A 15,177-nucleotide genomic window follows, 5' to 3' on the forward strand; every position below is an offset into this window, starting at 1 on the left:
GTGCAGAGCCAAGTGAGCGTCCAGCATAAGATCGGTGCTGTCTGTCCGCTCTGGGTCAGCTGCCTGAGCAACACCGAGGTTGAGAGAGACGGCCAAGCTGGCGACGAGTAGCCGAATAGTGACCATGGTGACGCTTGCCGACCCAACGAGATTCGAAAGATTGGATGCCGTGCGCAGGTTCGCACCGGCTGCCTGTGTTTGGGTTAACGCGGTGGGCGGAGCCTGAAAGCGTGCGATGACGCACAGCGAACGACAAGGGACGTCATTTGCAGGCTTGCGCCATCGTCATCGTGGAGAATGGAGGGAGACAAGGAAGCGGCTACCAAACTGTGGGGCCTGCCCATCTACTGGTCTGCAGCGATATGGCTGGCGGAACTCGCGGATTGGGTTTGCTTCGGTTTAGCGGGGCAGGGCTGGATGGCGCTGCGCTTCTGAGGACTCAACGGGACTGACCGCAACCGGCGCGCAATATGGCAGGAGGGATTGTTGAAAACGTCGATGTCGCGCGACGGAGTCTCGGGCGCTTTTAGGCCAGAGGCTAAAAAGCGGTAAGTCACTCGAGCTCGTTTTCGGCGTCTTGAAGAGAGGCTCTGATCCAGCCTCACGAGGATGATCCGCTCCTTGATGGTGACTGAGCGGTCCTGCTTTGCGCCGGTTGCTGAGTGATGCCTCTCGACGCCCTAAGATGTAGGAGCGTCTTGCCGCTCGAGATCAACAATGACGATCTCGGGCGGCGCACCCAAGCGTAGCGGGCGGCCAGCTACGAAGTGGGATCCCAGACCAGCCGATATCACGAGATCGCGTCCCCGCTCGACAACATGGCCATAGGCGTATCGCAGGCCGTAGCGTGATGGGATCCAGGGCGACCAGCCCAGGATGCGGATTTGGCCGCCGTGCGTATGACCCGATAACGTCAAGACCACCCGTGGGTCGAGGTCTAAGGCGAAGACGTCCGGTTCATGCGCCAGCAGGATGACGGGCTCGCCTACCGGTACATCCCGGAGCGTTCTGGTGAGGGTATCAAGGCGGAACCACTCAAACGGCTCTTGCGCGCGCGGCGTGTCCTCGCTTTCCAGCCCGGCCAGCCAAAGCGGCACGGGTAGGTCGAGTTGCACCGCCGTGTTCTCGATGAACGGTATCCCGGACGCCCGCAGCGCTCGTTCGGTACGCGTCGGGCCATGGCCACGGCGGCGCGCTTCCCGATCGTCGCCCCAGTCATGGTTGCCCTGGATGGCGTAGACGCCCTTCGGTGCCGTGAGGTTGCGCAGAATACCGGCAATGGTCTCGAGGGGCACCGGGCCTGCGCTCTGCGAGCCGTAGTCTCCCAGGAGCACCGTGAGATCGGGAGCGAGCGCGTTGGTTCGATCGACCACAGCCGCGATTTCAGCCTCGCCCATACATCGCGGGTGAGCGTGGAAGTCGGTCAGGAGTGCGATCCGCAGGCGCAAGCCGGGCGGCCAGCCCTGGGGCGACAGGCGATAGGTGGTGACTTGCACACGATATGGCTCGAACGCCATTGCGTATCCTGTGCTAATGAGGCCGCCTGCCGTGACCAGGGCGCCGGTCAGGGCAGGGCGGGAGAGCAGTCCGCGTCGCGTGAGCATTGAGGGTGAAGCGTCTGAGCTCTGCAAGGTTCATGTGCGATAGCTATGGACGGGTTTCGAACCCATCACGATCGCGTAGCACCTTCCTCCCACAGCCCACGGCACGGGTACAGAAGGCTTGTCAAGCTTACGCCGGATCGCGCCTGAGTCGGCCACCGCATCGTGCAGCTGGCACGCATTGTGAATCGCTGTGCTGGTCAGGCTGAGGCTGCTGACGGCGGCCAGTCGCTCCCATCTTGAAGGCCCATGCTGCCATCTTATGGCCGGCCATCTGGGGTCGTGCGGCTGTAAGGCATCGTACTCATCGGCGAGCCGACACTTGGCAAAGCCGAGATCTCGAACGACAAAGCGACCGAGCGATGCTCCTCCGTCCCTCCTCACCGACCAGACCCGCGGGGGCACGAGCCTGAGCTGTTCAGTACCTAGCACGCTCTATGTTGCTCAATTGGTTGGATGTACGTAGACAGCTACCTGGTGCCATACCGATTTAGTGCGACATACTAATTATGGGCGCTGATACGTGGACGCTTCTTACGGACCCCCTCGGCCGTGCGTTGTTGAGCCTTCTGACGACAGACCACGGCCTTCCAGGAGATCCGCGGCGGGAGACGCTCCTGCGCGAGCTTCAGGAGCTCCGCGCCCAGGCTGAGGCCCAGCGCGCTCCGACTCAGGTGAAAGGAGCCATTCGCTCAGCGTGCTGGGCTTTACGGGGCGAGTTTCCGAGCGCCTACTCGGTTGTACCTGACGTCTCGACGGGACTGTGAGAGCGAGGCCGTGTCGCCGGCAGCTTGCATCAACTCGTGGCGTGCTACGGTGTCTGCGGCAGTCGAAGGCTGTGGGGCGGCACCGTCAGTCGGGTAACGTGAACACGGATTGAGCGAGTAGGGATGGGTGACTCTCAGGCACACGTGGATCAGCAATTTTCATCGGGCTGATTCAGCGGCGATATAGGGGCACTAACTTACATACAAGTTGAGTATAGAACTTCGGATGCCAGATCATTACTGTATCAACCCGCTTGACCCATATGCCGACCAGGAAGTGCTCGTCACATATGAGCTGGGTTGCCCTCTCGTATTGATACGGTCCGTTTTAAATGAGGACGGATACAATATCCTCTCAGAACTGTCGGACGAATGCGTCAGGATTTTGCAAGTTGAAATTTCTGTTTATTACGAATACATCAAACCTTATGAGTGGGCGCAGGACGCGATTGACACGATTAACGTGATTGTCGCGCTACGAGCCACATGAGCACGCAGTCGATCTCCTTTTCGTCAGGATCGGGGCTGGAATAAGTCGGGGCATCTGGCAGTACTCAGCGCTGCTTCAAAGCAAGTGGCAATGAGAAGTACACTCAGTGATGCTTGATCTGCTCAGTTTCTTCGCTTTCGGATTGAGGATGTTCAACTCGATTCGGGATAATACGCATTTTTCGATCATGAATTTTCCTGATGTAGGCAAGGGCAAATCCCATCAGAGCAGTACTGACTGTCGCCCCCAGCGGAGCGATTAGGATCGAGTACAATCCCAGCCAATGCCAGGCGCAAGCAATAGTGGTGATTCCTCCGAGTAAGCTCGCAAATATCAGAGTGATCATGTCTCCCCCGACGGTGGCGGTTCAACTTTGCTGTACGCCTGCATCTAAGCCACATTTCGGCGCTTCGCGCCTTCCTGGCAATGAGGACACTTTCAAGACGGTTCCGCAATATGGGAGCGGCATAATTAACGCTGGCTAGCTCTCGTGCGGCGGCTTGTTAACCTTGTTAACGCGCGGCTGTGGGTAATCCGCAGACACATCGTCTTATCCATTCTTCGGGGATAGCAGGATCGCGTTCTCGACCGTGTGGCCATTGTCGTGCTGTTCGGACGGTGGTGAGCGAAAGAACACCATCGGAAGTGTTTGCCGCCGGGCACCCGCGCTGGCTGATGCCGAGAGGGCGCGCGGCCCCTACTGGTTGGTCCTTCATGCGAGTCCGCAGCATGTGACCCGCCGCATCAGGTGCCGGACACATGGCAGCACTCGATCACGCGCAGCACCTATTCAGAAATTCTGCTTGCAGGCGGGGGCGTCCGCCCATGATCTTGGGGCACGCTCATCCGGCAGCACTCGCCCCGCGGAGTAGGCCCATAGCGCCGGGCTGAGACGGTGTTGGCTGCGGTACCGTGGATGAACACGAGGCAATCTGGGTCGAGGTCGAGCCGGCCCCCGAACCCCGCCTCGCGCGGCTCTCACGTCTGGCCGCTTCTGCTCGGCCGCTTGAGCACTGCCCATTTTCGCGAGATGCCGTAACGCCTAAAAAGGCGCGATGCCCCGCTTCGGGTGAAGCAGATGCCACGCGCAGCCAGGGCGGTCCATAGCCCGTGCAGGTAGAGGACGGGTTGCGCCTCGTATGGGGGGATCAGGTCGGTGTGAGCTTTAATCCATTGCGAGTGGTGATCGGCGCCCCGGACCTGGCGTGATATGGCCCTTCGGGCGCGCTGCCTGCACCAGCGGCTCGTTCTGAACCAGTTTGCCGCGAACGTTCTACCACTTGGTATCGGAACGCGCCCGCCTCGGCGGCACGGAGTACGCCCTCACGCAGATGGACTAACAGGGGTGAGACCATTGGCGCTCGCCTTCGGCCAATACCGTACCGCTCCACTCTTTCCGGCTCGCTCGGTTAGCGCTCCAGTTACCGCGATGGCGCGTCGTAGCCGCGGGATGCCTGTACGAAGAAATCTCCCGCTGAAATTTTGCAACGGTTTTGGCCGTTCAGGGGTTCATGGGCCAGTGCGGCGCACCATCAGGTGCGGTTCGCGCACGCCAATTGTGCCGATTGCGTCCTGTGTGCCTTCAGCGCTGTGGCGCTGGGCTCGCGATCGTGCCTCGCCGCCATGTCGGGTCTCGACCGTGAGATCAGGCGGCCAGGATGGCTACGTAACATATACCTAACGCGAAGCCGCGCGAGGGGCGTCAGCGCGCCCACAAACACGGAATATGAGCACTATACAGCGCATATTGGTCGGTTTTGTGGCACTGCGAGATGGCTATATTGCCTTGCGGAGACTGATTTTCTGGGCTAGGAGCACTGCAACAACCAATCGTTAACCAACCCGCCACTGGCCTCGCCAAAGGAGCTGAGACCATGCTGACTCGCGCCGAAGCCCTTGCTCATCCTGGCTTTTCTGCATCGCAGCGTAGGTCAGAGGTGACCGATAGGGCCGAGCAGGCGGTCGGGCAGGTCAGCGGAGCGGCTGAGCTCGTGGCCGGGGCGGTTCTGCCGGAGGCGCCGTTCGTCGCGCGCGGCCTGCGGCTGGACTGGGCGGCCAAGCGGGGTCTGGACGTCAGCGTGGCGGTGACCGCGCTGTTCCTGCTCCTGCCGTTGCTCCTGCTCATCGCGGCGATCGTCTGGGCCGGCGACGGCAAGGCGCCGATCTTCCGCCACATGCGCATCGGCCGCGACGGACGCCGCTTCGGCTGCCTGAAGTTCCGTTCCATGGTCACCGACGGCGAGGCCGTGCTCGCCGCGCACTTGGCTTCCAGCCCGCAGGCCCGAGCCGAGTGGGCGGAGACCCACAAGCTCAGCGACGACCCGCGCATCACCGCGATCGGTCACGTGCTGCGCAAGACCTCGCTCGACGAGCTGCCCCAGCTCTGGAACGTGCTGCGCGGCGAGATGAGCTTGGTCGGCCCGCGCCCGATCGTGGCCGCTGAGATCGCCCGCTACGATCACGCATTCGCCACCTGCTTTGCCGTGCCGCCCGGCGTGACCGGCTTGTGGCAGGTCTCAGGCCGGTCCGACACGACCTATGCCGAGCGCGTGGCGCTGGATCTCGACTACGCCACCCGCTGGAGCCTGCGCCGGGATCTCGCCATCATGCTCCGCACCATCCCAGCCGTCCTCGCACAGCGCGGAAGCCGATAGACGCGCGCCCGGGCAGCGCCATGCACGACGACAACCCGCTCTGGTACGACTCGCGAATCGCACGCCGCTGGCGCTTTTAATTCGGACCTTCGGAAAGCGTAATCACAGGCTATTTTATAACCTCTGCATGGCCGCGGTTGGCTGCAGAGGTCGACCTCGCGGCACGATCGGTGCCTGGGTAGGAGTCCTACCTGCGGCCTTCGTAATCAAGACGCCAAGATCGGCCTCAACCATGAGCCTGCACAGCGCATGGAGGTCCGTGGCGAGGGTGCCTGCCGGCTAAGGGTTTTGTCCGCCTCGTTATGATCGCAGATTAGACCATTGATCCCTGCAGGGCGAAAGAAGGTGGCATCGACTCGAGCACTCATCTCCCACACGGGTGGATCACGGCGAACTCATTAACGCCCAGAGTGGATGTTCATGACCGCCAATTACGGGCAGCGCGATTGCTAGCACGGCCGTAATGGTGCCTGGCGTGAAAGCGGTCTAAGACGCTGACCGGCCCAGGCAAGTCTGAGAACAATAATGAAGGCGCTGCTGCTGAATGCGCTGCTCGGGATAAGTCTAGGGCGGTTCGGCTCCGTGTGGTGGCTCCTACTGCTCCTACCAATCGTCGCGGCCGAATTCGCCTACGGCATTTACGTCTACCATCTCGGCCTGGGCTCAGGCTTAGTCCGGCGCGCCATGGCCCTGATGATCTGTGGCCAGCTCGGCTTTTTACTTGGGGCGCTTCTCCGTCCGATGCGCGGCGAGCGGTGATGGCGCGTCCCGGCGTCTGGTCAACCACCTTCACGATGCGGTCACGGCACGGTTCACGTCGGCCGATGGACAGCCTTGTCTCAGGACGTGACAAGCGGAGTGGTAAATGATTTGCTAACACCTCACGCCGCGCTCAAGCGACGCGGTGAAGAGGGGGCCTACCTTTGAACGAGGACGATTCGCACGGGCTATTAGACCCACTCTGGTACGATCGAGCTGAGCCTGACGAGCCGCCAGGCCTATTTCTGAACGCTGCAGCCTACCTCTTTCTATTGCTGATGACCGGCTTCAGGGTGGGTGTGCACGTCTACTGGCTTCCCGACCAGCTATGGTGCTGGGCCTCCGACCGCATCAGGCGCAATCTGACGGCGGGGCACTAACGTTCCTGAGCTTGGCGATGCACCGCCGCTTGCTGCTGGCGAGTTTTCGCTGCAGCCAGGGCGCTCTCGGAAGCGGTCGCGAAGTGGCTCTCGGAGATGCGCGACTGCGGCGTCGCCGCGTTGGAGACCTTCGCGGCTGGCCTGGCGAAGCCGGGGCGGCGGTGCAGGAGGTGCTGGCGACGTCTTGGAGCAACACGCGTGCCGAGGGACAGATCAGCCGCCTGAAGATTCTCAAGCGTACTATGTACGGTCGCGCCAGCTTCGCACTCCGCCGCCGCGTGCTCCTCGCTGCCTGATCTATGCGAAGTGCGGAAAACCACAAAAACCGGGCAATCCCAAACCCTAGCCCAAACACGCCGGAGCTCTCGGGCGAGCGGGCAATCTCAGCTCGGACAGACGATGTTGTGTGGACCCGGGGGAAAGATGGCGAACATCGGCAGGCCATCCTGGTGGCAGGGCGGCGCACACCTCGTACCGCCACGCGTAAGCCTTGATCGCCCAGTGCGACACGTCCCAACGACGTTCCGCAGCTAAATAAATAGCTTCATCGTCCGATGCCGCGATAGGTGAATCCGTGACGTGCGGCGCTCGCGGGATCGTAGATGTTGCGCAGGTCGATCAGGACGGGGGCGGCCTCGCCGAACGCCATGGTCTGACGCAGGCGGTCGAGATCGAGCGCCCGGAAGGCGTTCCACTCGGTGACGATGACCAGGGCGTCGGCGCCCTCGGCGCAGGCATACGCATCCTCGGCGTACGTCACCTCCGGCATCAGCGCGCGGGCGTGGGCCATGCCTTCCGGATCGTAGGCCACGATCCGCGCCCCGGCATCCTGCAGCCCGGCCACGATCGCCAGCGAGGGCGCGTCGCGCATGTCGTCGGTGTCGGGCTTGAACGTCAGCCCGAGCAGCGCCACCGTCTTGCCCCGCACCGAGCCGCCGCAGGCCTTGATCACCTTGCGGGCCATGGCGCGCTTCCTCTGGTCGTTGACCGCCACCACGGTCTCGACCAGCCGCAGCGGCGTGCCGGCATCCTGGGCGGTCTTGACCAGCGCCAGCGTGTCCTTGGGAAAGCACGAGCCGCCGTAGCCCGGTCCGGCATGCAGGAACTTCGGGCCGATGCGCTTGTCCAGGCCGATGCCGCGCGCGACCTGCTGGACATCGGCCCCGACCGCCTCGCACAGGTCGGCGACCTCGTTGATGAAGGTGATCTTGGCGGCCAGGAACGCGTTGGCGGCGTACTTGGTCAGCTCGGCGGTGCGCCGGTCGGTGACCAGGATCGGCGCCTGGTTGAGGTAGAGCGGCCGGTAGACCTCGCGCATCACCGCCTCGGCGCGGGCGTCCTGGGTGCCGACCACGATCCGGTCAGGCCGCTTGAAGTCGGCGATCGCCGCGCCCTCCCGCAGGAACTCGGGGTTCGACGCCACCGAGACCTCCACAGCCGGGTTGGCCTCCCGGATGATCCGCTCGACCTCGTCGCCCGTCCCCACCGGAACCGTCGACTTGGTCACCACCACGGTGAAGCCCGATAAGGCGCCGGCGATCTCGCGGGCGGCGTCGAACACGAAGCTCAGGTCGGCGAAGCCGTCGCCGCGGCGCGAGGGCGTGCCCACCGCGATGAACACCGCATCGGCGTCGGCCACGGCCTCCCGCATCGACGTGCTGAATGCGAGCCGGCGCTGGCGCACGTTCTCGGCGACCAGCGCGTCGAGGCCCGGCTCGTAGATCGGCATGCGGCCGGCGTTCAGGCTGGCGATCTTGTCGGGCTCCCGGTCGATGCAGACCACGGTGTGGCCGAAATCGGCCAGGCACGCCCCGGAGACCAAGCCGACATAGCCGGCCCCAATCATCGCAACCTTCATTTTACCTCCAGTGTCGCTACACATCCCGCCGTCCCGCGGGGCTTGGATGTCTTTTCGCTCTCGTGTGTAGGAGGCGCGCTGGGGCTCACCCGGACATCAAGTCAGCGTAGGCCTGTGCTGTTGTTCTCCATGAAAACCGATTTACTCTCTGCCTACCAGCGGCGATCAGCTCCCCCTCAGATGCTGGGAGCGTCGAAGCGTTTCGATATGCCTAACCCAGGTCGCTGGGTCATCGGGCGCAGCCATTAAAGCTGCGTCTCCGCAGACCTCGGGCATGCTCGCGCGATCTGAGGAAATAACAGGGCAGCCACGCGCCATCGCTTCGACGATTGGGAGCCCAAACCCTTCCGTCCAAGATGGGAATAATAGGCACAGCGCGCGCTCCAACAAATAAGCCAGGTCGTTGTCGTCAATTCGGCCAGTGAACAGGACGTTCTCGCCACCCGTTAGGGCGTCATCGGAGTATATTTTGGCGGATCCGCCGACAACGATGACGTCGATGCCGTCTTGGCCGAGCTTCGGAGCGATATCCATGATGAGCCGCAGGTTCTTGTGCGGCGCACGTGAGCCAAGGGCTAGGACGAACGGGCGCTCCGCACCACCGCGTCGGCCGCTCACGATGGAGGGAGCAGTCTGGGCGAATTGAGGTTCCCAATCGAGTGCGTGCTCGTGGCCATTGGGCAGCACAATGATCTGAGAAGCTTTTAGCGGGAGATGCTTGGCGATCTGCGCCGCTGAGTCAGACGAGACGCTAGTTATCTGGGTTGATCTCCGAACTATGACAGATTGAAGAAGCCGGTAATAGGCCCGGAAGTATACGCTGTAACTTTCTGGTCTAATGAAAACATTCGCGTCGTGAATGCAAACTACCTGCTTGGCTTTGATAGCTGGAGCGGTGTTACACAGGTTGAGGAGATTTCCATGCCATCGCGCGGGCAGGGCGAACTGCTCCCAAGCGTGCCCGCTGATGCGGCCGAGTTCGACGACGGGCATCCGCGGCAGGTGTGGGTCAGTGGTGCGGACGGGCGCGAGGATTGGAGCTGAGGCATTCAGCGTGTCGAGGGCGTCATTGAGATGACGCGCGACGTTCCAGGCGTACCTCTGAACGCCGGTTAGGTCCTGGGTAAGAAAGCGCCCGTTCATGGCGAACCCGTGTCTCGGTTCCATCACGTTGTTCCTGAGATTGCGGGCTTTAAACGTGTACGTAGAGTACCACGGGCGGATGAAATGCGCTGTGCTGGCCACACTGGCAATCTGTCTTGCTCAGGGCCGTGACGGCGTCAGTCGGGACGATCTGGTGCGACTTCCGCAGGTGACCAGCAAAGGGCCGCGTGCCGGGGGGGCCGGCACGAGAGCCGGAGCAATGGCGGCCTGGATTGACCGCGTCGGATCCTGTCGCCCGGTACGGGTGCTCGCTCCGGCAGACCCGATCCCCCGGGGGCACAGGCTGGCCGCCGCAGGCAGCGCCGGCGCAAGACGGCGACGCAAGACCGTGCGCCAAGACCGCGCTCAATGCTAGTCGAGTTCGCTGGGCAATTTGGGCCGTGCGCCGGCAATGGATATCTGCGGATGTGTGGCTCGCAGTGGGATGTTTTAGCGCACGTCGGGGACGTTGATACGCCGTCGTCACAGGCCCATCGTGCCCTGTCACGTCTGCATAGCTCGACAACGCTCTCCACCGGACCTGCATTCTGCCTCCGTAGCCCAGTTTCACCTGCTCGGAAACATGCCAACGAGCCGGCCGAGGGTGCGTTACCAGAACTTATCTGTTGCAGGGTGCTGGAGGAAATCCACAGGTTCAGCCCAGTTCAGGACGGACATGCCGAGGGTGAGGGCCTGGGGGCCTACGTGCGCACCGCTCACACCGAAAGGCGCTGCGCGCCGCTCTGCTCGCCGACTGCCTTGGCCAGCGAATAAATCGCATTTCGTCCTATCGGGAACGCTGCCCGCAGTTTAGAGCAGTGGGAAACCTCCAACCATGGTCTATAGCTGCCTGTGAGGCCGCCTGTCCGTGGCCGACCAAACGTCTTGGCAGAAGTCCGATCTGCCAAGCAGGCCAGGAGTCGAATTTCAGAACGGGATTAATTACTCACCATTGGTTCATCCGGTGCGCGTTGAGAGCGCGCAAGCGGCACTGCGGGAAGCGGTTCACTCGAAGGAACGCGTTTTATGAAGGTTGCGATTATACACTATTGGCTTGTCGGAATGCGAGGTGGGGAAAAGGTCGCCGAAGCGCTCTGCAACCTCTACCCGGAGGCCGATATCTTTACACATGCATACGCCCCGGACGCCATATCGCCAATCATTAACGCTCACCGAGTTCAAACATCTTTCATTAGCAAGCTGCCTCGCGCTACCACAAAGTATAAATCTTACTTGCCCTTTATGCCGATGGCATTAGAACAGCTCGACTTGCGCGGGTACGACCTCATCATAAGTAGCGAATCTGGTCCCGCGAAGGGAATTGTCCCGCCGTCCGACGCGGTCCATATCTGTTACTGCCACTCTCCGATGCGATACATCTGGAATATGTATCATGACTACCGCGACCGGACGGGTCCACTCACGCGCATGCTCATGCCGGCCCTAGCCCACTATGTCAGGAACTGGGACGCAATTTCGGCAGGTCGCGTCCACGAATTTGTCGCCAATTCGGCCACAGTCGCTCGACGGATTGAGACGTATTATCATCGTCCGGCGGCAGTCATTCACCCCCCAGTCGACACGAAGGCTTTCGAGAGGGTCTCCGGCGAGGAGATCGGCGATTATCACCTGATGGTCGGAGAACTCGTACGCTATAAGCGGCCGGAATTGGCAATCGAGGCGTTCAATCAAATGCGCAAGCCGCTCGTTGTGATCGGCGGCGGCGAGATGCTCCGGGAGCTGCGCGGCATGGCCGGCCCTCACGTGACGATGCTAGGTCCGCAGCCCTTCAATGTTCTGAAGCATCATTATGCCCGGTGTCGCGCCTTGATCTTTCCGGGAGAGGAAGATTTCGGCATCGTTCCCTTGGAGGCTATGGCGAGCGGGCGACCAGTCGTGGCTTATGGCAAAGGCGGTGTCACTGAGACAGTCATTGACGGTGTCACGGGCAGCTTCTTCCACGAACAGTCTGTCGAGGCGCTGATCGACGCTGTCGGCCGGTGCGAAGCGTTGATGCCGGATCCGGATCGGCTCGTGCGCCGCGCGGCGGAGTTCGGCATCGACCGCTTCTCAGAGGAGATCAGCCAATTCATCGGTAAGGTTCTGAAGGGCAGGGCGGCTTCCAACCATGCCCAGCGTGAGACTAGTAACGCGCATATGCCCAACGATCTGGTCCGGTGAATTACCGCCGGCTGGTACATCCGGTTTCGAAAGTATGCCGCGTCCTAAAGGGATTGAATGCATGTATGAAGGTCTGGCGTCCATCCACCCGATGATCCTGTGCGGCGGGACGGGGACGCGGCTGTGGCCGGCCTCGCGGGAGAGCATGCCGAAGCAGTTCGCCCGGCTGGTGGACGCGGAGCGCTCGACGTTCCAGGCGACGCTGGCACGGGTGTCGGACGGGGCCGTGTTCGCGAAGGCGACCGTGATCGCCTCGGCCGAGGCCCGGTTCATCGTCGCCGAGCAGCGCGACCAGCTCGGCCTTGCCGCCGACATCCTGCTCGAGCCGCAGGGGCGCGACTCGGCCGCCGCGGTGGCGGTGGCAGCGCTGCACGCGGCGGCCACCGACCCGCAGGCGGTCGTGCTGATCATGGCCGCCGACCACGTCGTGCCCGACACCGCCGCCTTCGTGGACGCCGTGGTGCGCGCGTCCGCCGGCGCGCGGGCGGGCTACACCATGACACTGGGCATCGAGCCGGACCGCCCCGCCACCGATTACGGCTACATCCGCCGCGGCGAGCCGATCGCCGAGGCGCCGGGCGCCGCCCGCGTCGCCCGCTTCGTCCGAGAAGCCCGACCGGGCCGGCGCCGAGGCGCTGATCGCGGAGGGCGCGCTGTGGAACTCCGGCTACTTCCTCTTCCGCGCCGACCTGATGCTGGCCGAGCTGGAGGCGTTCGTGCCGGACGTGCTCGCGGCCGCGCGCGCGGCCCTGGAGGCCGCGGTCACCGACCTCGACTTCGTGCGCCTCGATGCGGCGGCCTTCGCCCAGGCCCCCAAGATCTCGATCGACTACGCGGTGATGGAGCGGACCGCCCAGGCCGGCGTGCTGCCGGTGTCGTTCCCCTGGTCGGATGTCGGCACCTGGGACGCGGTCTGGCAGGTCCTGGACCACGATGAGGCGGGCAATGCGGTGCGGGGCCGGGTGTCGCTGATCGAGACGAAGAACAGTCTAGTCCACAGCCAGGGTGAGGGCGTGACCGCCGTGGTGGGCCTGGAGGACGTGGTGGTGGTGTCCACGCCCGACGCGGTGCTGGTGACCTCGAAGGCGCGCTCGGGGCAGGTGAAGGAGCTGGTGACCGCGCTGCGGGCGAAAGGTGAGCCGGAGGCGGATGCGCATCTGCGGATGTACCGGCCGTGGGGCTGGTACCAGCGGATCGACATCGGCGAGCGGTTCCAGGTGAAGCGGATCCAGGTGGTGCCGGGCGGCCGCCTGTCGTTGCAGAAGCACTACCACCGGGCGGAGCACTGGGTGGTGGTGCGCGGCACCGCCGAGGTGACGATCGACGAGCGGGTGGTTCTGGTCCACGAGAACGAGGCGGTCTACCTGCCGATCGGGTCGATGCACCGGCTGGCCAATCCGGGGAAGATCCCGCTGGAGCTGATCGAGGTGCAGGTCGGCTCCTATACCGGCGAGGACGACATCATCCGCGTCGAGGATATCTACGGACGCTAAAGAAACTGCCACGAAAGTGAAATTGCTTTTGCCATGCGCGACATCAACCGGAATCGATCAAAGAGATTGACTTTTTCTTTAGGCACCTCGCTAAAAAAATTGAAGGCAAAACATCCATGATCGACGGAAGTTTCATGGCAAACACGGATGCATCCACATACAGCGAGCCTCATTCTCGAGCAATAACAAACGGAGTGGGGGCTTCAATTGAGAGATTCGTAAAACTTTTATCGAGGTCGAAATACGTTCTAAGTGGCTGGATTTTGTTTTGCCTAATTTTGGCGGCGTTCTATATAAACGCTACAGCGCCGGTTTACACCGCCACTGGCACACTTTTGCTCGATCCAAGACGAAGCACAACAATTTCGTCCGACGCACCTAGCATTGCTTCTCAAATAACATTGGACAATGCGCAGGCCGAAAGCCAGCTTCAAGTTGTTAGATCAGAGCGCCTATTGGCAAAAGTTTTTCAAGCCCTGAATTTGGAAACGGTCGGCGAGCTTCACCCCAAAGGGTTTAATGTTAGGGAGACAATAGAAGGTCTATTCAGGTTACATTCGAGCGGATTGATCAAGCAAGATGCGGATCAAAGACGCAGAGAAATCGCCGGTGCTTTTCAAAACTTCATGTCCCGGGTTGGGGCTAGACGTGTCGGACAATCATACGTTATCGAAGTTTCCTATACATCCTCCAGCCCAAACGAGGCGCGCAGACTTGCAAATGCTGTTCTATCAGCATTTTTGAGCCAACAAATTTCTTATAAGTTGGCTGCGGCGCAAAACGGCGCGGAATACCTGCAGGGGCGCATTATCTCGTTGAACAATCAATTAAAGGCAGCGGACCAAGCCCTATCTGATGGACGCGTCCCTGATAATTTCATGCCAGATGCTGACGCCCGTATCATTGGAGCGGCCTCTGAGCCACTTGGACGGGCTTGGCCTAAAAGTGGATTGATATTCGCCGCTACTTTTGCCTTTAGTACCTTTATAGGCGTGCTATTCGTTGTTATATATGGAAGCCTCGATAGAAAAATAAGATCTCCGGCCCAAGTTGAGGAAGTGCTGAAATTGAATGTAATCACATGCGGATTGCGCAAGAAAAAGCGCATCGACCGCCTCAATGCTTTGAGCATGCCCAACAAACACTCAGGTGAGCAGGCAGCTGAAAATATTCTCCATCCGGATCTTAGATCGACCATCACCGAGATAGAACTAGCGATCACCAGCAAAGAAAAGTGGTCTGTTGGATTTATATCATGCGGCAAAAAAAGGCATGGGGCAGTTATAGTCGAAAGCTTTTTCGATATAATAAGAAGATTTAACAAAAACTTAGTATTGGTCGATTTGTTCGAAAACATGCGAGGGCTTTTTACAGCTGAGTCCGAAGGCGTGAGAAATATTCAATTTGAAGCAGCGCCAGCAGACGCGATTGAAACTAAGAGTTTTGAGCCAATTTGGCTGATGGGTGGGGGCGGATATATCTCTGGTGCCTACATCAGAGAAGTTCGCGATACCGCAAGTACAGCGCTCAATACTCCGGCAATGATTATTAAACAGATGAATCGAGCTGTACCAATTGTGATAGATCTAGGATGTTCGGGTTTGGGAGCTGAATATCGCGCCATGACGGGCGTTATAGATCATGTATTTATCATTTGCGAATTGGGCGTAACAACTATCCCGGAATTGGCAGAAATGAAGCGAAATATTCTCAAAAGCAACTCAAAGGCGGACATCCACATCATGTTAACCTCGGAGCGTTAGGCGGATGAATTATCTGCAGTGCTCGGTCCATGACTATTGTTGGTCCCGCTTCGTCAAATCCGCGAAACTTTTCCTGAATTTGTGACTT

At 60.8% G+C, this 15,177-nt stretch carries 8 protein-coding genes and 2 pseudogenes; 6 read left to right on the forward strand and 4 right to left on the reverse strand.

Going from position 1 to position 15,177, the window contains the following annotated elements; genetic code table 11:
- Window positions 1-680: 680 nt before the first annotated feature.
- Together M6G65_RS04825 and M6G65_RS04830 are read right to left on the reverse strand one after the other, a co-directional pair.
- The gene (locus tag M6G65_RS04825; protein WP_373323819.1) at window positions 681-1,604 is read right to left on the reverse strand and encodes a metallophosphoesterase; all 924 of its coding nucleotides are present in this window, start codon (window positions 1,602-1,604) and stop codon (window positions 681-683) included.
- Between the two features lie 1,357 nt (window positions 1,605-2,961).
- On the reverse strand, window positions 2,962-3,204 hold the full coding sequence (locus M6G65_RS04830; protein WP_238197460.1) for a hypothetical protein: 243 nt from the start codon (window positions 3,202-3,204) through the stop codon (window positions 2,962-2,964).
- A 1,528-nt stretch (window positions 3,205-4,732) separates the two neighbouring features.
- On the opposite strand from M6G65_RS04830, the gene M6G65_RS04835 reads away from it, so the two are divergent.
- The 3 genes and pseudogenes from M6G65_RS04835 to M6G65_RS04845 form a co-directional block, all read left to right on the forward strand.
- Window positions 4,733-5,512, forward strand: a complete 780-nt coding sequence (locus tag M6G65_RS04835) for a sugar transferase (RefSeq protein ID WP_379011081.1) — start codon at window positions 4,733-4,735, stop codon at window positions 5,510-5,512.
- A gap of 525 nt (window positions 5,513-6,037) precedes the next feature.
- Window positions 6,038-6,271 carry a hypothetical protein gene (locus M6G65_RS04840; RefSeq protein WP_238200341.1) on the forward strand — a complete coding sequence of 78 codons (234 nt, stop codon included), beginning with the start codon at window positions 6,038-6,040 and terminating at the stop codon, window positions 6,269-6,271.
- Between the two features lie 461 nt (window positions 6,272-6,732).
- Window positions 6,733-6,947: pseudogene (locus M6G65_RS04845) on the forward strand (transposase); the annotation flags it as partial.
- Between the two features lie 248 nt (window positions 6,948-7,195).
- Here M6G65_RS04845 and M6G65_RS04850 read toward each other — a convergent pair.
- A complete protein-coding gene (locus M6G65_RS04850) occupies window positions 7,196-8,509 on the reverse strand; it encodes a UDP-glucose dehydrogenase family protein (protein ID WP_250103632.1) in 1,314 nt (437 codons plus the stop codon).
- Between the two features lie 165 nt (window positions 8,510-8,674).
- Complete coding sequence (locus M6G65_RS04855; protein WP_250103633.1) at window positions 8,675-9,754, reverse strand: glycosyltransferase family 4 protein; 1,080 nt, start codon at window positions 9,752-9,754, stop codon at window positions 8,675-8,677.
- Between the two features lie 924 nt (window positions 9,755-10,678).
- Here M6G65_RS04855 and M6G65_RS04860 point away from each other — a divergent pair.
- The 3 genes and pseudogenes from M6G65_RS04860 to M6G65_RS04870 all read left to right on the forward strand — a co-directional run bounded on the left by M6G65_RS04860 (window position 10,679) and on the right by M6G65_RS04870 (window position 15,089).
- Complete coding sequence (locus M6G65_RS04860) at window positions 10,679-11,833, forward strand: glycosyltransferase (protein ID WP_250103634.1); 1,155 nt, start codon at window positions 10,679-10,681, stop codon at window positions 11,831-11,833.
- 91 nt (window positions 11,834-11,924) lie between these two features.
- A pseudogene (locus tag M6G65_RS04865) lies at window positions 11,925-13,326 on the forward strand (mannose-1-phosphate guanylyltransferase/mannose-6-phosphate isomerase).
- A 134-nt stretch (window positions 13,327-13,460) separates the two neighbouring features.
- Complete coding sequence (locus M6G65_RS04870; protein ID WP_238200051.1) at window positions 13,461-15,089, forward strand: GumC domain-containing protein; 1,629 nt, start codon at window positions 13,461-13,463, stop codon at window positions 15,087-15,089.
- Window positions 15,090-15,177 lie beyond the last annotated feature (88 nt).

It is taken from the genome of Methylobacterium tardum, assembly GCF_023546765.1.
Classification (GTDB): domain Bacteria; phylum Pseudomonadota; class Alphaproteobacteria; order Rhizobiales; family Beijerinckiaceae; genus Methylobacterium; species Methylobacterium tardum.